Origin of the sequence: Actinomyces sp. 594 (assembly GCF_019325145.1) — a bacterium.
GTDB lineage: Bacteria > Actinomycetota > Actinomycetes > Actinomycetales > Actinomycetaceae > Actinomyces.
Genome location: NZ_PIZC01000008.1, coordinates 13,165 through 32,842 on the forward strand (window position 1 = coordinate 13,165; position 19,678 = coordinate 32,842).

At 67.5% G+C, this 19,678-nt stretch carries 17 protein-coding genes, 1 tRNA gene and 1 CRISPR repeat array; of the genes, 10 read left to right on the forward strand and 8 right to left on the reverse strand.

Annotation, left to right across the window (positions count from 1 at the left end; translation table 11 throughout):
• Window positions 1-112 precede the first annotated feature (112 nt).
• The 3 genes from GZ998_RS00495 (at window position 113) to GZ998_RS00505 (ending at window position 2,686) form a co-directional block, all read left to right on the forward strand.
• Complete coding sequence (locus GZ998_RS00495) at window positions 113-922, forward strand: GAD-like domain-containing protein (RefSeq protein ID WP_219108304.1); 810 nt, start codon at window positions 113-115, stop codon at window positions 920-922.
• Window positions 922-2,019 carry a polymorphic toxin type 15 domain-containing protein gene (locus tag GZ998_RS00500; RefSeq protein WP_219108306.1) on the forward strand — a complete coding sequence of 366 codons (1,098 nt, stop codon included), beginning with the start codon at window positions 922-924 and terminating at the stop codon, window positions 2,017-2,019. Before GZ998_RS00495 ends, GZ998_RS00500 begins: the two co-directional genes overlap by 1 nt.
• A gap of 85 nt (window positions 2,020-2,104) precedes the next feature.
• Window positions 2,105-2,686 carry a class I SAM-dependent methyltransferase gene (locus GZ998_RS00505; RefSeq protein ID WP_161923227.1) on the forward strand — a complete coding sequence of 194 codons (582 nt, stop codon included), beginning with the start codon at window positions 2,105-2,107 and terminating at the stop codon, window positions 2,684-2,686.
• Between the two features lie 442 nt (window positions 2,687-3,128).
• On the opposite strand, the gene GZ998_RS00510 is transcribed toward GZ998_RS00505, so the two are convergent.
• From GZ998_RS00510 to GZ998_RS00530, 5 genes are all read right to left on the reverse strand, one after another.
• On the reverse strand, window positions 3,129-4,313 hold the full coding sequence (locus tag GZ998_RS00510) for an AI-2E family transporter (protein ID WP_161923226.1): 1,185 nt from the start codon (window positions 4,311-4,313) through the stop codon (window positions 3,129-3,131).
• A gap of 80 nt (window positions 4,314-4,393) precedes the next feature.
• A complete protein-coding gene (locus tag GZ998_RS00515; RefSeq protein WP_161923225.1) occupies window positions 4,394-4,864 on the reverse strand; it encodes a response regulator in 471 nt (156 codons plus the stop codon).
• Complete coding sequence (locus tag GZ998_RS13275) at window positions 4,861-7,029, reverse strand: ATP-binding protein (RefSeq protein ID WP_162679177.1); 2,169 nt, start codon at window positions 7,027-7,029, stop codon at window positions 4,861-4,863. The genes GZ998_RS00515 and GZ998_RS13275 overlap by 4 nt, the downstream gene beginning before the upstream one ends.
• A complete protein-coding gene (locus tag GZ998_RS00525) occupies window positions 7,026-8,465 on the reverse strand; it encodes a DASS family sodium-coupled anion symporter (RefSeq protein WP_162679176.1) in 1,440 nt (479 codons plus the stop codon). Before GZ998_RS00525 ends, GZ998_RS13275 begins: the two co-directional genes overlap by 4 nt.
• 195 nt (window positions 8,466-8,660) lie before the next feature.
• On the reverse strand, window positions 8,661-9,635 hold the full coding sequence (locus GZ998_RS00530; protein ID WP_162679175.1) for an alpha/beta fold hydrolase: 975 nt from the start codon (window positions 9,633-9,635) through the stop codon (window positions 8,661-8,663).
• Window positions 9,636-9,674: 39 nt separating this feature from the next.
• Here GZ998_RS00530 and GZ998_RS00535 point away from each other — a divergent pair, with 39 nt between their 5' ends.
• Window positions 9,675-10,142, forward strand: coding sequence for an S-ribosylhomocysteine lyase (locus GZ998_RS00535; RefSeq protein WP_162679174.1), 468 nt, complete (start codon window positions 9,675-9,677; stop codon window positions 10,140-10,142).
• A 488-nt stretch (window positions 10,143-10,630) separates the two neighbouring features.
• On the opposite strand, the gene GZ998_RS00540 is transcribed toward GZ998_RS00535, so the two are convergent.
• Entirely contained in the window at window positions 10,631-10,768 is a 138-nt protein-coding gene (locus GZ998_RS00540) for a hypothetical protein (RefSeq protein WP_161923220.1), read from the reverse strand.
• Between the two features lie 153 nt (window positions 10,769-10,921).
• Here GZ998_RS00540 and GZ998_RS00545 point away from each other — a divergent pair, with 153 nt between their 5' ends.
• Together GZ998_RS00545 and mtnN are read left to right on the forward strand one after the other, a co-directional pair.
• The gene (locus GZ998_RS00545) at window positions 10,922-11,410 is read left to right on the forward strand and encodes an endonuclease domain-containing protein (RefSeq protein ID WP_219108308.1); all 489 of its coding nucleotides are present in this window, start codon (window positions 10,922-10,924) and stop codon (window positions 11,408-11,410) included.
• A 159-nt stretch (window positions 11,411-11,569) separates the two neighbouring features.
• Window positions 11,570-12,334, forward strand: a complete 765-nt coding sequence (gene mtnN, locus GZ998_RS00550) for a 5'-methylthioadenosine/S-adenosylhomocysteine nucleosidase (protein WP_238994289.1) — start codon at window positions 11,570-11,572, stop codon at window positions 12,332-12,334.
• Window positions 12,335-12,457: 123 nt separating this feature from the next.
• On the opposite strand, the gene GZ998_RS00555 is transcribed toward mtnN, so the two are convergent.
• A complete protein-coding gene (locus GZ998_RS00555; RefSeq protein ID WP_162679172.1) occupies window positions 12,458-14,044 on the reverse strand; it encodes a TrkA C-terminal domain-containing protein in 1,587 nt (528 codons plus the stop codon).
• 235 nt (window positions 14,045-14,279) lie between these two features.
• Between GZ998_RS00555 and GZ998_RS00560 the strand changes: the two genes are divergently transcribed.
• From GZ998_RS00560 to GZ998_RS00575, 4 genes are all read left to right on the forward strand, one after another.
• Entirely contained in the window at window positions 14,280-16,673 is a 2,394-nt protein-coding gene (locus tag GZ998_RS00560; RefSeq protein WP_219108310.1) for a carbon starvation CstA family protein, read from the forward strand.
• A gap of 22 nt (window positions 16,674-16,695) precedes the next feature.
• Window positions 16,696-16,950 (forward strand): YbdD/YjiX family protein, encoded by a 255-nt coding sequence (locus GZ998_RS12895; RefSeq protein ID WP_308807124.1) that lies wholly within the window; start codon window positions 16,696-16,698, stop codon window positions 16,948-16,950.
• A 539-nt stretch (window positions 16,951-17,489) separates the two neighbouring features.
• Window positions 17,490-17,747: direct repeats of the CRISPR family, unit length 37 nt; unit sequence GTCAGGAAGCACCTCGCACCTCCAGGTGCATTAAGAC.
• A gap of 450 nt (window positions 17,748-18,197) precedes the next feature.
• Complete coding sequence (locus GZ998_RS00570) at window positions 18,198-18,800, forward strand: phosphoribosyltransferase (protein ID WP_219108312.1); 603 nt, start codon at window positions 18,198-18,200, stop codon at window positions 18,798-18,800.
• A gap of 9 nt (window positions 18,801-18,809) precedes the next feature.
• Window positions 18,810-19,301 (forward strand): VanZ family protein, encoded by a 492-nt coding sequence (locus tag GZ998_RS00575; protein ID WP_308807125.1) that lies wholly within the window; start codon window positions 18,810-18,812, stop codon window positions 19,299-19,301.
• A gap of 51 nt (window positions 19,302-19,352) precedes the next feature.
• On the opposite strand, the gene GZ998_RS00580 is transcribed toward GZ998_RS00575, so the two are convergent.
• Window positions 19,353-19,436: transfer RNA gene (locus tag GZ998_RS00580), tRNA-Leu, on the reverse strand.
• Window positions 19,437-19,678: the final 242 nt, after the last annotated feature.

Genomic DNA, 19,678 nt, shown 5'->3' on the forward strand with positions numbered 1-19,678 from the left:
GGCCCGTTACGCAGCGGGCTTGGCTGGGGGCCGCGGCGGCGGTGGCGCGGGGCCTGTGACACCGCGGGCGGCGAGGGGCGTTATCGTTCCGGTATCGGGTAAGGTCGGAGTGATGGAGATGGACAAGGCCGCCTGGCATGAGGCGTGGCTGCACGCCACCCCGCAGTGGGTGGACGCCATGATGGATGATGAGCTTGAGTACAACGGCTGGTCGCCGATGGGGGCGGGCCGCCCGGCCAGCCGGGAGCACCTGGAGCGGTTCAAGGACGTGCTGCCGGCCTCGGTGCTGCAACTGTGGCGCCGCTTCGGCTTCGACGGCTTCGGGGACGGGCGCTGGTGGTTCACCGACCCCCTGCAATGGCAGCCAGTGGTGGACGCCTGGCTAGAGAACACCCCCACCCCCTTCCCCGAGCAGAAGTGGTGGTGCCTGTCGCGCACCGCCATGGGCGACATGGAGCTGTGGGGGGAGGTCTCCGGCCCCGCACTCACCATCACCCCCACCCTGGGCTGGATACGACCAGACGCCGGCCAGGCCCAGGGCATGGCCGACCCGGTAATGCGCGAGCGCATGGGCTGCCTGACGCTGACAATGGCGCAGAAAGACACGTTTGAGGATCATGACACCGGGCAGCTGCTGGTGGACTGGGCCATTGAGCACCTGGGGCTGCTGGGCCCGGGCCAGGTCTACGGGCTGACCCCCGCCTACTGCTTCACCGGCAGGGCCAGCACCAGCCAGATGGGCATCGAGGACGCGACAGCCCACCTGACCTTCCTCGCCCAAGCCCAAGAACACCAACTAGTAGAGGACTTCTCCGACGCAGTCTCCGGCATAGCCTCAGGCATCGCCAACACCACCGACAACGGCGGCGATAGCGCCGATGACCAAGACGGGGACGCCGGCACCTCGGAGGCCGACTCCTGATGCCCATACACCCCGACAACCCCATCCCTGCCAACAACACCGTCACAGGCTTGCCGGCTGCGGATATGTTTACCCCGGGGCGTGCCGGTGGGCGGGATGTGCTGGTGTGGGAGGGCACTGCCGCGGCTCCGACCAGCCCGCTGCCCTGGCACTCCAGGGAACCGGTGGAGGTCTTCTTCCACACCGGGCGCGGACCTGGCACCAGGGCGGAGCCCCAGGAGTTCACCCGCCAACTAGACCGCCAACTCTCAGCGCTTTCGCTGCTTAGTGCTGAACGCCTACTCGAAGGCATACGCACCTACCGGGAACAAGGCCGCGAGCCCATGTCCGAGGCCACCAGAAAAGCCCGCGAGAACTTCATGAACCAGGTCATGCGCGAACTGGTACGTGTGCACCGGTTCTCCAAGCCGGGTGCGCGAGCCAAGACGGCTGAGATCAGTGATGCCCTAGCAGTGCTGCACGAATCCGACCAGGTCACCTTCGGCCCCTCCCAACCCGGGATGAGCGCTAGCGGACACCTGTCGATGGGGCACAAGCCGGTCAACTCCTCCATCGGCTCCCAGGGCAAGCCCATGGCCACCGCACTCGAACAAGCAGCCCTGGCCATCCCCGCCGAGCAGCGCCCCGGCGTACGCATCCTGATACGAGCAGTACTGACCGACTCCCCCAGGCTCACCAACCAGCTGCGCAATGGCCAGGTATCGCTAGAACCCCGCTCACAAGCACAGCAGGCCTCCATCAGCCCCAGAGCACCACCCTGGACCCCCACCAAAATAGCCTCCGACATCGCCGCCGACCGTCTTCCCTGGCAACCACCCACATCGTCACAGACCGGGAAGCCGCGTGCGCAATCTCCTACTACTCCGGTACAGCAGGCCCCCCAGGTCCAGCAGCAGTCCGGACCCGCTGCGGCTAACCCGCAGCTCTCGCCGTCGGCACCCAGCCCCGGCGGGAACCCCGACAAGGCCGCCTTACGCCGCATCTCCTTCCCACAACCAGTCTCAGCCGGGCTGCGCAAACCACCACCCCACAAAACCACCCCCACAACCAGACCCCGCACCAACCCCCACCGACCCCACCCAGGACTAGACCGATGACTCACCGACGTCGAGGGCATAAGCGTGCCCGTGAGCCTGGCGGACTGAGCGGGGCACGCACTGCCAGTAACGGTAGGGTGGCGACATGAGCGTTGTGGGACCGTCATCGTCGGCCGTGCTCGGACGGGAGCAATGGCAGCAGCGGGTCCTGCCCGCTCTGAGCGGCACGATCCTCGACATGGGCGCGGGCAACGGAACGGCCGCATCAATGCTGCATCCCGCAGTCCACTGGCTGGCACTAGAACCCGCACCGGGGCGTAGGTTGGCGGCCGCAGTGAAGTCCAGACCCCGCTCTCGGTTGCTGACGGCACCCGCAGAACGGATGCCCGTGGAGGACGCCAGCGTCGACGCGGTCATCTGTTCCACCGTTCTGTGCTCGGTGGCCGACCCGGAGCTCGCCCTGACCGAGACCGTCAGGGTGCTGCGCCCCGGGGGCGTGCTGGTGTTCTACGAGCACGTAGCCGCCGCGCCCGGGTCGGCTGCTCGCCGCATCCAGAGGTTCGCAAGCCCGATCACCCGCCTGCTTGATCACGGATGCGACCCGTGCCGGGACACAGCCGACACAATCAACCACGCGGGCTTCTCCCACGTGCACTTGGAGGCGCCGCACGTTGACGGGGTGCTAGGCCGACTCACGCCGTTCATTCACGGTCACGCCGAGCGCTGAGAGGCACCTGCGTCAGTTTGGACCGCCTGGCAGGCACTCTCAGACGGTCCAAGCGCAAGAACGCGGCCCAACTGAAGGAGCCCGGCCAAACCGGGGAGGTTGACGCCAAGCCCCCGCGACACGCCGGCCAAAAGCACCACGCCCGAACCACACACGCATTCGCTCTGATAACCAGAAGATGGCGAGGCCCCCGGGCGGGCGCCTGCCCGGCCCGAGGGCCTTCGTCAGTGAGGGGCTCCGCGCCCGGGTTCCCACATCCGGGGGAGCGCCCTCCTTCGCCGGAGCGCCCGGCCCGGGCTCCCTAGTACCCGGACCGACCTCGAACCGGGCCGGTCATCGGGTTCCCCAACCCTCGCGGCCCGCCTCGTCCGGCGGCAGAACTCATATAACCCGCTGCATCTGAAAAGCCGCTCCGCTGAAGCTGTGAAAACCATGGGAACCGCTAACAGGCCGGTTCAGTCCCTGCCGTGGTTTCACCCTCACTGGTCACCACGGCCTCCCGGCCCTTGGAAGTTGAGCCGGAGGAGTCACGATCGCCGGCATCCCGGCGAGTGGCGTCTTCAGACTCGTCGGCATCGGTGTCTCCGGCCGAAAGGAAGATGTTCACCCACCGCGAGCGCGGATCGGAGTCCACCAGTAGCGCCTTGACGAACAGGGTCAGCGGCACCGCCAGAATAGTGCCGAGCGCACCAACGATCTGACTCCAGAACAGCAGGGACAGGAAGGTCGTGGTCGTGTTCAGTCCCACCGCGTCACCGGTGAACTTCGGCTGGATGAGCGACTGGATGACAAAGTTCAGCAGACTGTAGGCGACCACCACCCACAGCGCGGTCCACGGCCCGGAGTCGACCAGACCGATCAGAGCCGGCGGAATCAAGCCCAGGATGAAGCCGATGTTCGGTATGTAGTTAGTGATGAATGACAGCACGCCCCAGGTGACCGCCATCGGCACGTCCAAGAACCACAACGCGATCACGTCCAGCACTGCGACGATCAAGCCGAAGATGGTAGACACCAGCCAGTATGAGCGCACCGATGAGGCGAATCCGCCCAGAGCCGCCGCAATGCCCGGCCGCAGTCGACTCAGGGCGCGTGAACGTACCTCAATACGGGCCGTGTCGAACATCAGGAACACGACAGTCAGCACCAGTACGCTCAGCACCGACCCCAGGTTGGACAGCTGCCCGAGCAGGCTCTGCGCCAGGGAGACAATCCGGCTGGGGTCCACCGACTGCGACACCTGATCGATAAGAGTGGACTCGTCAACGCCCAGTCGCTCCAGCAGGGAGCGCATGCTGTCCCAGATCGAGGTGAACTGCGCGGAGTAGTTGGGCAGGGTCTCAATCAGCTGCACGATAGCAATCGCCAGGGCCGCGAACAGTCCTATGACGAACGCGAAGATAATCAGGATGGCGATTACTGCCGCCAACGGCCTGGGCACGTGCCGCCGGGTCGCCCAGGACACCAGTGGGCGTACGGTGATCACCAGCGTCAGGGCGAAGAAAGCCGGACCGAAGAGTGATCCGATGTAGTACAGGCCCGCACAGCCGACAACGAGTACTGCAATTATGAAGGCGATTGACTCACCCTGCGAGCGGCCGGTCACCGCCTGGCGTACGTCACTCATAAGTTCATCCTCACACGGGGCCACCCCCGCGCACACCCGACGGGCCGGGACCGCGAGTCACACAACTGTTGCTGCGCGCCTCAGCGCACCGCCTCCAGGGCCCGCACCCGATCAAGGGCACGCATATGCGGCAGCGGATCGATGCCCGCCTCAAGCACGAAGTCAGTCAGCTGATCACGCACCACCTGCTCCAGCACAGCGGGCTGCCACGGCTTGGCGATGTAGTGGTCCAGGCCCGCGTCATTGACCGCACGAATCGTATCGGCCTGGTCCGCCTGCCCGGTGACCAGCACCTTCCGCGCGGCAGCGGTACGCTCATCGGTGTTCATCTCTACCAGCATGTCCACACCGCTACGCCCCGGCATGCGGTGATCAGCAAGTACCAGCGCGAGCAGATCGCCGTCGTCATCGACATCCGCAACCGCCTCCCAGGCATCCGCAACGTCCTCGGCCGGCTCTATACGCACAGCCGAGGCGAACGGCGCCAGGTCCCCGACGACGGCGTCACGGACCTCAGGCTCATCTTCGACCACCAGGATGACCAGTTTCATTGCTTCCCCTTGAGTGACTGAAAGTCGTCACGCGACTTCTCTCCATGTGAATGCCCGACCCCGACCTTACGTAACCCTGCCCCGGGGGCATCCGGCCCGACGGCCCTGTCCCCCCGCACCACCGCCGGGTTAACCGGCAGCACCACCGTCACACGGGTACGGCCGGGCTGGGAGTCCACCGTGATAGAGCCGCGGTGCGCATCCACCACGCTCTTGGCCAACCCCATGCCGAGCCCGAGCCCATAGCGCACCTGGCCGTGCTTGGTGGTGAACCGGGGCTCAAAAATGCGCGGCAAAATATCCGGATCGATGCCCGGACCATTGTCCTGCACCTGCACGCGCACGCCCCCGGCCACCGGGCCGATGCGCACCGCGACCCGGCCTGGCTGCGGGTCCCTTCCGGCCTGAACGGCGTCCTTCGCCTGGGCAGCCAGGGCATCGGCGGAGTTAGCGAAGATGTTTGTCCACACCTGGACCAGCTCGCCAACATGACCGGGCACCGGCGGAAGCACGCCCGGCTCGGTGGGGTAGTCCCGCTGAATCTCCACCCCCTCCAGGCGATGCGCGGTAAGCCGCAGAGCGTCCTCAACCACCTCCCGCAAGTCGACGTCAACCATGTCCTCGCCGTCCGGGCGCACGTAGGTGGACAGGCTCGCAACCAGGCCGCTAATACGTTTAGTTGCCAGCTGCATGTTTCGTTCGGCGCGGCCTATGGCCGCAGCCGCCTCCACCGTAGCCAGGCGTTGAGGGTCCGCAGCCAGCGCACGCACAGCACCGGGATCCGCGTCGGCGTCAACCCCGGCGGCAACCAGTCGGCGCGCCAGTTCCCGATCCCCGACGGTTTCCTCCAGCCGCTTACGGGCAGCCCGCTCTGCACGCGTAGACGCGGCGGGCCGTGTGCGCGCGGCGACGGCCACCCGGCTGATCGTCTCCCCATCAGGGTGCGTAGCCAGCACTGCGGCCAAGTCCTCATGCAAGTGGTCGTTGGCGCGCTGCAGCGCAGCCACCGGATTATTCAGCTCATGGGCTACGCCGGCGGCCAGCTCCCCCAAGGTGGCGAAGCGCTCCTGGGCCAGCAGCTCCAGGCGTGCCTGCTCCAGAGCCGTAAGCGCCTCCTGCACCTGCAGGCGCTCGGCGTCCAGTGCCGCCGCCAGTTCGATCTTCTCCACCTGCAGGATCTCCGAACGCGCCAGCCGCTTGGTCAGCGAGCGAATGATCAGGGCGGCCAGCAGCTGCTCGGTGACCTCGTTCTCCCGCAGCGCCCGGTCCAGCTGCTCGATAGACAGCAGGATCAGCTCCACATCAGTGGTGGTGGTGGCCGTGACAAAGGCGCGTCCATGACTGGCCAGGGACACCAGGCCGATGATGCGGCCCGTGGTGGCATGGTGCAGAGTGACCTCACCTACTCGGGTGTGCCGGGTCAGCGCCACCGACCCGCTCACCACCACGTACACCCCGTCCACGATCTGCCCCTGATGAGTCAGCCGCACCCCTGCGGGCAGCCGCAGGCGCGGACGCGGCCCGAGGACCTGTTCGCAGGCCGTAATGAGCTCTGCGGTAAGCGCATCGGAATGACGCGTGAGCGCCTCCAGCAGCGGCGAGTGCCCCCCGTTTCCGTCACGCCTCCGAGGATCATCATCGGGCAGGTGGTCGCGCATCCAGCGGCGGATCTGCGCCCGGGCACGCTCCCCAATAGCTCCGGGCGTCCAGGGCACCGCAATCACCTCGCGCACCAGGTCCTCATCTATGGCACGGCCGAGGTTGTGTAGCTCGGCGCGCTCGGTCAGCAGTACCATGCGAGCCGATTCCAGGGCGGGGTAATGCGCCACCGCGGCGGCGACGTCGTCGAGGCTGCCGACCTCGTCGGTGGCGACGATCAGCGCCACCGTAGCCGGGGCCGTGCGGCCGGCAACCTCCGGGGCGGCGCCGTCGCCCGCGGAAGGCGGCGGCTCTTGAACAGGACCTGGGCGTTCTGTGCCCGCCCACCGGAGTAGTTCCGCCAGAGTACGTACACGCACGACGTCGGCCAGGGCGTGCACCGCCGGGGTGACCTCGTGGGCCGCCTGGGTGCCCAGCGAGCTTGGTGACACGACAGCAACCACCAACCGGTCGTAGTCTTCGGCAGCGGCGGACGAGGGACCTACGGCACCGGGTTCTTGAGTCATAGCATTCCCATCGCCGACCAGGCCAGGGGCATGAGCGTAACCAGGATCATGGTGCCGATCACGCCAATGATGATGCCGACCCGGGCCATGTCACCCGTGGCGATCTCCCCGGTGGCGTAGGCAATCGCGTTGGGCGGGGTGGAGATCGGCAGGCTCATGCCCAGCGAGCAGGCCAGCGCCAGCACCACGGCTATAGTGACCGGCTCCAGTCCATCGATCCCCGTGGCCAGGCCCATAGCCAGCGGCACCAGCAGGTTACAGGCGGCGGAGTTGGAGATGACATTGGACAGGGCCAGGCCGAGCGCCCCCATCAGCACCAACACGGCCAGGGACGGCATCGCAGTCCAGTTGAACAGGTTCAGGATCCACTTGTCCAGACCGGTGGCGCCCACGCCGTCACCCAGTGCGATGCCGCCCGAAACCAGCCACAGCACGTCCCAGGACAGTCCAGCCAGGTCCTTGCCGGTCATTACCCGGGTGACGAGCATCGCCACGATCGCCAGGAAGCCGACCACGTTCGCGCTCAGCCCGTGCAGCGACTCGGTCATCCACAGCAGGATGGTGGCACCGGCGATTACATAGAACATGACAGCGCGGCGGTCGGTGTACCACTCGGCTCGCATGTCCAGTTGTATGGCCATTCCGCCGGGCAGGAACACCGCGCAGATCAGCAGCCAAGCGGCCAGCAGGATAACGAGCATCAGCGGAATGGCCATGAGCATCCAGTCCAGGAAGCTGACGGCGTGGCCGGCCTCCGCCAAGGCGCCCAGGGCGATGGCGTTAGGGGGTGTGCCCACGGGTGTGCCCATACCACCGACGTTCGCCGCCACCGGTATCGACAGCGCCAGACCGGTACGGGGCCGCCCCTCCGGCAGGGCACCGAGCACGGGGATGACCACAGCGAACATGGTGGCGGTGGTGGCCGTATTCGACATGAACATGCTCAGCACGGCGGTAATCACCATCAGCCCGAGCACGGTGCGGCGGGCGGAGCCGGTGAATGGCTTGATCAGTACGGCGGCGAGGTTCTTGTCCAGGTGGAACTTCTCCGACCCGTCAGCGATCAAGAAGCCCCCCAGGAACAGGACGATGACCGGGTTGGCCAGGGCCGCGAAGAAGCTCGAGTAGGCGGTGGCATCCTCGGGAACCGGCAGGACCGCCTGATCGGAGATGAGCAGTACTTCCAGTCCGATGACCAGCACGGCGGTGGCTACCAGGGGGATCGCCTCAGTAACCCACAGCACGATGGCGAGCAGGAAGATCGACAGCATCCGCTCACCCATCGGGTCCAGGTCCGGGATGTCTACCAGCAGCGGTGCCGCGAAGACCGCGACGGCAAGCAGTAGGCCGATGACCTGCTTGGGTGTCAGCGGCTCAAGGCGGTCGGGAACACGAGGACGTGGTCGATTGGCGGCTGGACGTGTGCGCGCGGGCATGGATCCTCCTCGTGGCACCCGGTGTCCGGAGTGTCCCGACATCTTTGCGGGGTAAAGGAGATCCTAGGCGATAGTCAGCGATTTTTATCGAGTCCCAGACACCGCTGCGCACGCCCACCCGCGGAGTCGACGCTGGTGTAGGCGGCCCTGGGCGATCACGCGGGGCTGCACACGCCCACCCGCGGAGTCGACTCTTCAGGCGTTAAGCACTATTGCTCCCCCCGCACCGAACAACCGGTCCAGCCAGGAATCCACAGCCGCCCAGAACTCCGCGGGCCGGGTGCGCCGCACGTCATGTCCCGCGCCCGCAAGCAGCGCGGTCTCAATCCTCGGGTTGGCGATGCGAGCGAGCCGGTCCAAGCCGACGGGGCCCACGCGCGCCGATCCGGGGCGGTCGCCGGTGACCAGGAGCGTAGGCACCGCCAAATCGGCCATCGCCTCCTCCCACGGCACCGGTGGCGCAACTACTCCGGTGTCCAGGAGGGATGGATCAACCCGCTGGCCGGCCCACACACCGGCCACGGCCTCGCCATCTGGAATCTCCGGATTAGCCAGGGCACGCGCAACGGCGCCGGGCAGATCAGCGAGGTCGGCAGCGCGGGCGCGCTTGCGGGCAGCGCCACGCTCACGCAGCTCCTGTGGGCTGCGTGAGCCGTAACGGGCCGGGTCCAGTAGTACTGCGCCGCTTACCAGGTCCGGGCGGCGCACGGCCACCACCATCGCGGTGGCCGCCCCCATGGAGTGGCCGATGAGGACCGGGCGGGAGCCTGGCGCGGCAGGCGTCGTTTCAGATTCTCCCGACTCTCCCGCCACCGGGTTCACCGCCTTGGCCGCGACAGAGGGACTGACGCGCGATGCGCCGCAGAACTCACGAGTTGCGTCGCCGACCGCCGGTAACGCGGGTATTCCAGGCACTGCGGGAATGAGCTCCTCCAGCAGGCTGATGACGTCCTCCACCAGCACTTCTCCCGCCCGATCCAACTCGGCTGTTGTCCAGCGCGGGGACAGGCCGTGCCCGCGGGCGTCCGCCGCAACGACCCGGTAGCCACGGCCAACCCAGTGGTCGATGGCTTCTGCTTGTGAGACGGCGGATCCGGTGATTCCATGGAGTAGCACAAGGGTGGGAGCGTTGGCAGGACCGGCGACGATGCGGGCGAGGGGTAGGCTCATGGCCCAATTGTTCCCCGAAGATGCGGCTAGTCTGAAGGCATGGACAAGCACCGTATGAACGTGGAGTCCTTCAACCTCGACCACACCAAAGTGGCGGCGCCCTTCGTGCGCATTGCGGACCGCAAGCGCCTACCGGGCGGGGACGAGCTGGTCAAGTACGACGTGCGCTTCTGCCAACCCAACCGCGAGCACCTGGAGATGCGGGCCGTGCACTCGATCGAGCACCTGACGGCCGAGCTCATGCGCAACCACACCGACCGGTTGATCGACTGGGGGCCCATGGGCTGCCAGACCGGCTTCTACGCGTTGACCCTGGGCCTGGAGCCGGAGGACTTCCTGCCGCTGCTGGAGGCGACCTTCCAGGACATCCTGGCCGCAACCGAGGTTCCGGCAGCTAATGAGGTGCAGTGTGGATGGGGCGCCAACCACTCCCTGGAGGCGGCCCAGGAGGCGGTCCGCGGCTTCCTGGCCAAGCGCGATCAGTGGGAGACCGTGTTCGCGCAGTGAGTGCCGCGCGCCGCCTACTCCAGCACGCACCACCGGACGCCACTCACCCCGTGGCCACGCCCGGCTCGGCGGTGCTGAAGTGTCCGTCTCTCGCCACTTTGCCCGCCGGCGCGGCCTCCACCCTGGGCGCGGCAGCGCTGTTTGCCCTGGTAAGAGGCGGTACACGACATGTGCGAACCTCCCCGCATCCGTGAAAGTGGCGAGAGATGGACATTTTTGTCCGGTGCACCCACCGGGGCATAGGGTTCTCGCTCGCAGTCGGATACGCCTGCCACCCAAGGGCGCAGGCAGCTGCCGGAACCGCGAGCTCCTGTGGATATCCCGTGCGTGACCGTCAGTTATCCACAGGTCGCGGATTAGTCATTGCCGACTGTCACCCGCCGACCGATGCTCACTCCATGAGGTACGCGGACAGGCGGGAACAGATCCTGCATAGGCTGGCTAAGGCCCATGGCGCTGCCAAAACGCGCCACCTCGCTGCTGATCGTTCAGATCGCAGGGCTATCGCCCGCATGGTGGATGAAGGTCTGGTCAGGGAGCACCCGGGGCGCGTGATCGCCCTTCCCGGAGTGAAGCGGGAGATCATTGTCGCGCGTCAGGTGGGTGGGCTCATCGGCTGCTTTCATGCCGTCGAAGCCTGTGGACTTCCAGTCCGGAACCGGCCTGGGCCCCGAGTCCATGTCCTCGTTTCGGGAACACCGCCCTCCATTCCCCTACGCACTGTCTGCCATCACGTCCCCGGTCTGCAAGTAGACCCGGCGGCATCGCCGTACGCCGACGTGGAAACCATGCTCATTGCCTTCATGCGGTGCGTGGAGCCACTGGATGCACTCATCGCACTAGATGCGGCATTACGTGGGGGCATGATTGCCAGGGAGCAGATGCACGCCAGGCTGCGTGGCAACCGTAATGGCCAACTTCGACAGCTGCTGAACCGGGCCAATCCCAAGGCACGCTCGCCGCTGGAGACCATTGCGCGCTACGAACTTGAGGAAGCCGGCGCCACACCCGAGGCCGGCGCTGAGCTGCCCATCGGGGAGCTGGACCTGCTGCTGGGGCGGTTAGACATTGAAACCGACGGACACGAGTTCCACAGCCAGCGGGCGGACTGGGAGCATGACCGCCATCGCGACCAGTGGCTCATCGCGCACGGCTACACACCACTACGACTGACCGCCCGCCAGGTACTCGCCCATCAGACTGTCGAACTGGTGCGGCCCGTAGCACAGCGCCTGGGCTGGTGGCCCGACTGTGCCAGCAGACCGTAGAAAGTGTCCATCTCTCGCCACTTTGCCGCTGGCGCGGCCTCTGCCGCAAGAGCGGCACCACTGTTTGCCCAGGTCAGAGGCGGTATACGACATCTACGAAACTCCCCGCATCCGTGAAAGTGGCGAGAGATGGACACTCTGGCCGTTTAAGCTCGGGGTATGAGCGCGATTCCAAGTCATGTGCCGCAGGCGGACCGCCGCCGGGTGGCCGCCGTGGTCGTGGTGGCGATGCCGGAGGAGGCACACCCCTTCCTGGATCGTCTGCCGCGGCTAGTAGACGCGACCGCCCCGCATCTTCCGGGCGGTGCCGAGGCCTGGCCGCTGGACCTGGGCGGGGGCCGGGAACTGCTCCTGGTGCGCTCGGGCATCGGGCTGGTGGCGTCCGCGAGCGCACTGGCGACGGTGCTGACGCAGGTGAACACGGGACTCATCATCTCCGCGGGTACCACCGGCGGCCTGGGCCGAGAGGTTGAGGTCGGTGACGTGTGCGTGTCCGCCAACCTGGCCTACACCGACGTTGACGCCACCGCCTTCGGCTATGCACCGGGCCAGACCCCGGGGCAACCCGCCACCTTCACCGGTGATCCGGGTCTGGTGGCACGCACCGGAGCGGCCGCAACTGCCCTGCGCGCCGCGACGCCCAGCGCGGGCGCCGCCCATATCCACGTGGGCCAGATGCTGGCCGGCGGCTCCTTTGTCACCGCCGCTAACGTGGGCACCACCCGCGAGCGCTTCCCGCAGGCGATCAGCACCGACATGGAATCGACGGCCCTGGCACAGGTGGCACACGCCGCGGCCATCCCCTTCGCCTCGATCCGCGGGGTCTCGGACCTGTGCGGCCCGCAGGCCGGCCAGGACTTCCACATCGGCGCCGACGAGGCGGCTGCCCGCTCGGCCGCCGTGGTGCTGGCGGCGCTGGGCTGAGCGGCGCGAGCCGCGCCCGGGGAGCCAGACGCCCGCGGCACGAGCCGACAGTTGTACGGAAGCCACCACGTCCGTTTATGCGGGAAGTTCCACGTGCTTCCCGGCTCCCGCTCCCGCCCAGCGCTACACCGCCACCAGCACCTGCACCATGACGATCTTGACGATGATCGCCAGCGCGAACAGGGTCGCATAGCCTGCCTCCACCCGTTCGTCATCCCGCTTGGACAGGGCGAAGGCGAGGATTGCGGGCTGGCCCACTAGCCCCGCCAGGGCGCCGGCGGCGCGCGGCGCGCTCAGCCCCACCCGGCGGGCACCGGCCAGCAGCACCACCGCGCTGACCACCACGATGAGCGCGGCCAGCCCTCCCACTGCCAGCCCCGTCACAGAAAATGCGGAGGCGGCGAAGTCCGGCCCGGAGGCCAGCCCAATGGCGGCCAGGAAGAACAGCAGCCCAAGCTGGCGGATGGTGGCGTTGGCGGCGTGCGGCAGCTGCCAGATGAAGGGGCCGGTGCGACCCAGCCGCCCCAGCACCATACCGACCACGAGCGGCCCCGCCGCCACCCCCAGCCGCAGCGTTATGCCGCCGGGCAGCGGGATCGCAGCGAGCCCGGCCAATGCGCCCAGTGCCATGCCGACCCCTACGGAGAAGGCATCGATCTGGGCGATGGACTTCTCCGAGTCGCCGAAGTAGTCGGCGGCCCGCTCCAGGTCTCCGGAAGGAACCACGGCCAGCACCCGGTCCCCGAGCTCGAGCACCAGGTCGTCATTTGCGAGCAGGTCCAGGTCGCCTCGCCGCACCCGCGTGATGACGCCCCGGAAGCGTCCGTGCATGTCCAGCTCGCCGATCGTGCGCCCGGCCACGCGGGTGGAGGAGACGGTCAGGCGCCGGTAGTCGACGACCGTGCGGTCCTTGGCCAGGCAGCGGTCATACCCGGTGCCGAGCTCATGAATGGCGTCCTCGAGGGCCGCCGGGGCGCCGACGATCACCACCTTGTCGCCCGGCAGCAGCTCCTCGTCGGGGGAGACCACCCGCGTGGCGCCATCGCGCTCCAGGTAGGAGATGCGGATGCGGTTGCGCTGGAAGGCCTCCAGATCGCTCAGCGCAACGCGGCGCAGCAGGAACACGCTGGTGGCGGCCAGTCCATCGGCGGAGGCCGGCCGGGGGTCGCGGCGCCCCGGCCAGTCGCGGCCAATGACCAGGGCGACGATGAGGATGGCGACGGCCACGCCCACCGGGTAGGCCAGGGCGTAGCCGACGGCGGGCTCCTGGCTGCCGGCGGCCTCGATCGCGGAGTCCAGGACGGGACTGGTCAGGGCGCCCGCGTAGGCGCCGGCGTCCATGGCCGGGCTGATGCCGGTCAGGTGGGCGTACACCGCCCCGGCTCCTCCGGCGAGCACGAGCGCCACCACGCACAGTGCCATAAGCGGCAGCTGCCGGCGCAGATTGCGGAAGAACGTACTGCCGGCGCCGATGCCGACGGTGTAGCAGAACAGCCCCAGGCCGAGGCTGCGCAGCAGGGTGAGGTTCTCCCCCAGGCTCGGGTCCAGGGCACCGACGGCCAGGCCGACGAACAGCGCCCCGGCGGCTCCGAAGCGGATCGGCCCGAAGGGGATCTGTCCGACGGCCGTACCCACACCGATCACCAGGAAGACGGTCAGGATCGGCGCGGAGGCGAGCACGTCGACGACGGCGGCGAGGAAGTCTGGCACGCCCCCAGGCTAGTCGGCGAACGCACCGCCGCAGCGGGGCAGCGGGGCGGCGCCAGCCGCGCTGCTGGGCGGTCAGCCCTTGCACGGCCGTGGTCACGACTGGGATTCCGTAGCGGCACTCAACGCCGCCTCGGACGGCTATTGCCGCCCCGCCCGCACGGGAACTAGGCTTCCCGGGTACGGACCCTCCCTGGCCCGCTGCGCACCTGTCCCTCCTCAATGATGAGCCACCCGTATGGAAACCTCAGTAGCCCCTGCTCTCCCCACTTACAGCCCCGAGGAAGAGCACCTGGTTATCCGCAACCACCAGGGCGTCCCCGTGGGTATCAAGCCGCACACCAAATGGACCCCGAAGAAGATCGCCCTGTGGGTCGCAATCACCGCCCTGGGCGTGCTGGGGTGGTGGATGCTCGCCGTGGCGCGCGGCGAGAGCGTCAACACGATCTGGTTCGTGGTCACCGCGATCTGCACCTACGCCATCGGCTACCGCTTCTACGCCCTGTACATCCAGCGCACCATCATGCGGCCCGATGACACCAACGCGACTCCGGCCGAACGCATTAACAACGGCCGCGACTTCGACCCCACCCACCGCGTCGTCCTGTACGGGCACCACTTCGCCGCCATCGCCGGCGCCGGCCCGCTGGTCGGCCCCGTCCTGGCCGCCCAGATGGGCTACCTGCCGGGCACGCTGTGGATCATCCTCGGCGTGATCGTCGCCGGCGCGGTGCAGGACATGCTGGTGCTGTTCTTCTCCATGCGCCGCGGTGGCCGCTCCCTGGGGCAGATGGCGACCGACGAGATCGGCCGCGTCGGCGGCACCGTGGCCACGGTGGTCGTCCTGGTCATGCTGATGATTGTGCTGGCGGTGCTGGCGATGGTGTGCGTCAATGCGCTCGCCGAGTCCCCCTGGGGCGTCTTCTCCGTCGGCTGCACCATTCCGATCGCCATCTGCATGGGCCTGTGGCTGCGCTTCGTCCAGCCCGGCCGCATCACCCAGGTCTCGCTCGTCGGCTTCGCCGTGCTCATCGGCGTCATCATCGCCGGACGCTGGGTCGCGGAGTCCTCCTTCGGCCAGTACCTGCACCTGTCGCCCACCACCCTGGTGTGGTGCATGATCGTCTACGGCTTCCTCGCGGCCGTCCTGCCCGTGTGGGTGCTGCTCACTCCGCGCGACTACCTGTCCACCTTCATGAAGGTCGGCACCATCGCGGTCCTGGCCGCCGGCATCATCATTGTGCGGCCCCTGGTGGAGATGGCCGCCGTCTCCGAGTTCGCCCTTAACACCGACGGCCCCGTGTTCGCAGGCCAGCTCTTCCCCTTCCTGTTCATCACCATCGCCTGCGGCGCCCTGTCCGGCATGCACGCCACCGTGTCCTCCGGCACCAGCCCGAAGATGATCCAGAAGGAGAGCCAGGTCCGCATGATCGGCTACGCCGGCATGCTCATGGAGTCCTTCGTCGCGATCATGGCCCTGGCAGCCGCGGTCTCGCTGAGCCCGGGCATCTACTTCTCCATGAACACCTCCGCCGCCACCATGAACGCACTCGCCGGCGACGACGTCGTCGCCACGGCGTCCAACCGCGAGGAGGTCGCCGCGGCCGCCGTCGCCAACCTCCAGGTGACCGACGCCCACGGGGACTCGCTGGTTCCGGTGTGGGACTCCTGGGACGAGAACGGCAATCCGAAGACGTACACGGGCGCCGAGGCGCTGGAGCAGGTGGCCTCCGACGTCGGCGAGCCGAGCATCATCTCCCGCACCGGTGGCGCCCCCACGCTGAGCGTCGGCATGTCGCACATCCTCCACCAGATCGGCGGTGGCCGGACGATGATGGGCTTCTGGTACCACTTCGCCATCATGTTCGAGGCGCTGTTCATTCTTTCCGCCGTCGACGCCGTCACCCGCGTGGCCCGCTTCCAGCTCGGTGACGCCCTGGGCAACATCTGGCCGAAGTTCCGTGACCCGTCCTGGCACGTTGGGGCGTGGGTGACCACCGGAGTCGTCGTGGCGGCCTGGGGCTCGCTGCTGCTCATGGGCGTGACCGACCCGCGCGGCGGCATCCAGACGCTCTACCCGCTGTTCGGCATCGCCAACCAGCTCATCGCGGCGATCGCCCTACTGCTGTGCCTGGTGATGACGGTGCGCAAGGGCCGGCTGAAGTACGCGTGGATCCCCGCGATCCCGCTGGCCTTCGACACGGCCGTCACCTTCACGGCGTCGTGGCAGAAGATCTTCTCCACCGATCCGCAGGTGGGCTACTTCCAGCAGTGGCGCGACGCCCGGGCGCTGCTGCCCGCGCTCACTGACGCGGAGGCGATCAGTGTGCAGCGCGCCATTATCCGCAACACCATGATCCAGGGAACGCTGTCGGTCGTGTTCCTCGCGCTCGTCGTCTTCGTCATGCTGTGCGCTGCCATCACCATGGTGCGTGCCGTGCGCGCGGGCGACACCACCACCTCCGAGGATCCGTATCAGGAGTCGAACTTCTACGCCCCCGAGCACCTGATCGCCAGTCCGCTGGAGAAGAAGCTTGTCAACGAGTATGCGCTCGTCGGTGATCCGGCGCTCATTCCCGGCGGCGCACGCGCCGGCGCCCCGGCGGCCGCAGCCAACGACGAGGACCGCTGACTTGACCGGGGCGACCACAGAGGTGAGCGAGGTAGTCGGAGCTCCGGTGCCCGCCGCGTCGCGGAGTTTGGCTGCGGCGCGGTGGGCGGGCCGGATTCGCGCCTGCCTGTCCCGGGCGCGCGGATTGTGGCGCGACTTCACCGGCGAGGCGGCGTACGACCGCTACGTCGAGCGGCACCGGCGCGAGCACCCCGACCATGCCCCGCTGACGGCGCGCCAGTGGTGGCGGGCCCGCTCCGAGTTCGACGAGCGCAATGTGAGCACCGGCTGCTGCTGATTGGGGTCGGCTTGGGGACGGTGGCCGCCTTAGGTTTCGGGTGCGTTTACTACGCCGGTTCACCGTTTGCTACGCCACTTAGCCGTTTGCTGAAGGCCTCTGAGGTATTCAGCAGGCCGTTAACTAGCGTTGTTAACGGCGAAGTGGCGTAGTAAAGGCGCGGCGGGGTGGCGGGTGCTCACGGGTTGTCTGGGGCGGTGGCGTAGGTGCGGCGGGGCCGCCTGGAGGTGACGAGAGCGGTGGTTGCGAGTGTTGCGTGTGATGCAGTTGGGGTGTATGGGGCTGGTGTGGCGCCCGCGGGGAAGTCACAATTCGGTCTACAGTACAAAGATAGGTACATTTTGACCCTGACTTTTCCGCATGACTTCGTTGAAAGTTGGTGGCTGGAGGCGCCTGTGGGGTGTCGGTGGCGCTTGGCTTGTTTTCAACGAAAAGTGGTAGTTTTGGCCTGGTGCCAGTCGGTCCCGTGGGGTGCTTGCGGAGCCGGTGGCGATCTCGAGCCTGGAAGTGGCGGAACGGCGCGGTTTCCAGGGGTAGGGGTCAGGAAGCACCTCGCACCTCCAGGTGCATTAAGACCATCGTACCAGACCTCACAGGCCGACGGACGAGGAGTCAGGAAGCACCTCGCACCTCCAGGTGCATTAAGACGCGACGAGGGGCCGGGACACGATGTACAACGTGTCTTCGTCAGGAAGCACCTCGCACCTCAAGGTGCATTAAGACTCCTGCGCTTCCCAGGCGCGCTGCTTCCAATGAAACAGTCAGGAAGCACCTCGCACCTTCCGACAAGCCGGCGCGGGCGCCTGCTGAAGGTCGCCGCGCTGGTGGGACGCGTCCCGGAGGGGCGGGAGATGTACGCACTCGGGCGGTGGATCAGGCCAGACGGTTCCCGGGGTAGACGCACGTCGCGGTTCATGACGAGCCGTCACCGGAAGACGCCCCTGGCGGGCTGCACGACGGCGGCCTCCCAGGGGTGCGGTGTCAAAATCGATGACAAACGCGCGTCGTCACCTCCTGGCGCGATTCGGCGCCCGCATGATTCCAACGTTTCGTGCGTCGCCGTCGACGTCGCCGGACCCGTTTATCATAGATTTTGACACTCACGGTCGCCGCCCAGCGCAATACACGGCGACGAACCACCCGCACCCCAAACCGAAAGACTCCCGCGATTCGGCCCCGGCGGAACGACGTCGCCCAATCCGCGACACACGCGGGTCGGGCCGATACGAGCCGCTACGATTCGCTAAGTGACCGACGCGACTAAGCCCCCGACCACCTTCGACGACGGCGCCACCACCGCCCCCGACCGCGAGGAACTGACCTGGGAGCTGTTCGGCCGCGCCGAACGCGAGCTGTCCGCACAGATCGTGGCCTCCGGCTGGGTGCCGGACCTGATCATTGCCATCGCCCGCGGCGGCCTGATCCCCGCCGGCGCCATCGGCTACGCGATCGGCGTCAAGGCGATGGGCACAGTCAACGTCGAGTTCTACACCGGGGTCGGCCAGACCCTGGCCGAGCCGGTGGTCCTCCCGCCGCTCATGGACGCCTCCGACCTGCCCGGCAAGAAGGTGCTGGTGGTTGACGACGTCGCCGACTCCGGCAAGACCCTGAAGATGGTGATGGAGCTGCTGCAGCACCAGGGCCTGGACCTGGGCGGTGAGACCATGGCCGTGGATGCACGCAGCGCGGTGATCTACCGCAAGCCGCACAGCCTCGTCGAGCCCGACTACTGCTGGCGGGTGACCGACAAGTGGATCAACTTCCCCTGGTCGGTGCTGCCTGTCATTACCGCCTCCTCCCTGGAGCGGAATACCGCCAACCAGTACGCTGCCGACCACATCGGAGGCTGAGGAGCCAGCGTGACCATCCCTGACAAGCCCCGGGTTCCACCCGCCGACGCCGAACAGGCCGGCACTGCCCGCTCGGCTACTCGCACCGGCAGCGCCGCCCGCGCCCTGGCCGCACTTTACTTCGGCGTCGTGCTGATGGCCGTGCTGTGGCCATCGGGGGATGACATCGCCGCGTTCAAGGACGGACTGGGACCATGGTTCCTGACACTGCGCGGCAAGGACATCTTGCTGAACTTGATCATGCTCGCACCCCTGACCCTCCTGGCCACGCTTGGCTGGCCGCGAGTGCCCTGGTGGGCCTGGGCGCTGGCAGGCTGTGCCGTGGGCCTGGGGGCAGAGCTCGCGCAGTGGGTGGCTCCGGGTCTGGACCGCCGCCCCTCATTTGCCAACATTCTTCAAAACGGCGTCGGCGCCTGGGTGGGGGCCGCATTGGCCGGAATGCTGCTGCACCGGCGCCGGCCGGAGCGCCGGCAGCACCCGGGACGATCCCACAGAGCATGACGATGGAGCACAACAAAGGCCCGGACCAACAGTTGGCCCGGGCCTTTTCCGTGCGCGGGGGGGGACTCGAACCCCCATGATCGCAAGATCACACGGACCTGAACCGTGCGCGTCTACCAATTCCGCCACTCGCGCTTGAGTGATCTCATGCTATCGGCAACTCGGTGCCCGCGTCCAATCCAGTTCGCCACTCACAGCCGTGAAACCGCTCACCCGCCATCGTCCGCCCCTGCGCAGCCCCGCGACAACCGGGGCCTGTTTCGCCTAGTATCCACAATGCCTGCAACCCTGATCGCAACACAGCCGTCGTACTGGTCTTCCCGTCACGCGGGCCACAGCAGCTACCATTGGGCCAGGTCACCTCTGGAATCCTGCCC

Bases quoted from the DNA above. Each gene is read 5' to 3' on its own strand.
- GZ998_RS00530 (WP_162679175.1), bottom strand. From the start codon at position 9,635: ATGAGCCTACCCCTCGCCCGCATCGTCGCCGGTCCTGCCAACGCTCCC.
- GZ998_RS00500 (WP_219108306.1), top strand. From the start codon at position 922: ATGCCCATACACCCCGACAACCCCATCCCTGCCAACAACACCGTCACA.
- mtnN (WP_238994289.1), top strand. From the start codon at position 11,570: ATGAGCGCGATTCCAAGTCATGTGCCGCAGGCGGACCGCCGCCGGGTG.
- GZ998_RS00560 (WP_219108310.1), top strand. From the start codon at position 14,280: ATGGAAACCTCAGTAGCCCCTGCTCTCCCCACTTACAGCCCCGAGGAA.
- GZ998_RS00515 (WP_161923225.1), bottom strand. From the start codon at position 4,864: ATGAAACTGGTCATCCTGGTGGTCGAAGATGAGCCTGAGGTCCGTGAC.
- GZ998_RS00495 (WP_219108304.1), top strand. From the start codon at position 113: ATGGAGATGGACAAGGCCGCCTGGCATGAGGCGTGGCTGCACGCCACC.
- GZ998_RS13275 (WP_162679177.1), bottom strand. From the start codon at position 7,029: ATGACTCAAGAACCCGGTGCCGTAGGTCCCTCGTCCGCCGCTGCCGAA.
- GZ998_RS00535 (WP_162679174.1), top strand. From the start codon at position 9,675: ATGGACAAGCACCGTATGAACGTGGAGTCCTTCAACCTCGACCACACC.
- GZ998_RS00510 (WP_161923226.1), bottom strand. From the start codon at position 4,313: ATGAGTGACGTACGCCAGGCGGTGACCGGCCGCTCGCAGGGTGAGTCA.
- GZ998_RS00525 (WP_162679176.1), bottom strand. From the start codon at position 8,465: ATGCCCGCGCGCACACGTCCAGCCGCCAATCGACCACGTCCTCGTGTT.
- GZ998_RS00540 (WP_161923220.1), bottom strand. From the start codon at position 10,768: ATGAAAGCAGCCGATGAGCCCACCCACCTGACGCGCGACAATGATCTC.
- GZ998_RS00505 (WP_161923227.1), top strand. From the start codon at position 2,105: ATGAGCGTTGTGGGACCGTCATCGTCGGCCGTGCTCGGACGGGAGCAA.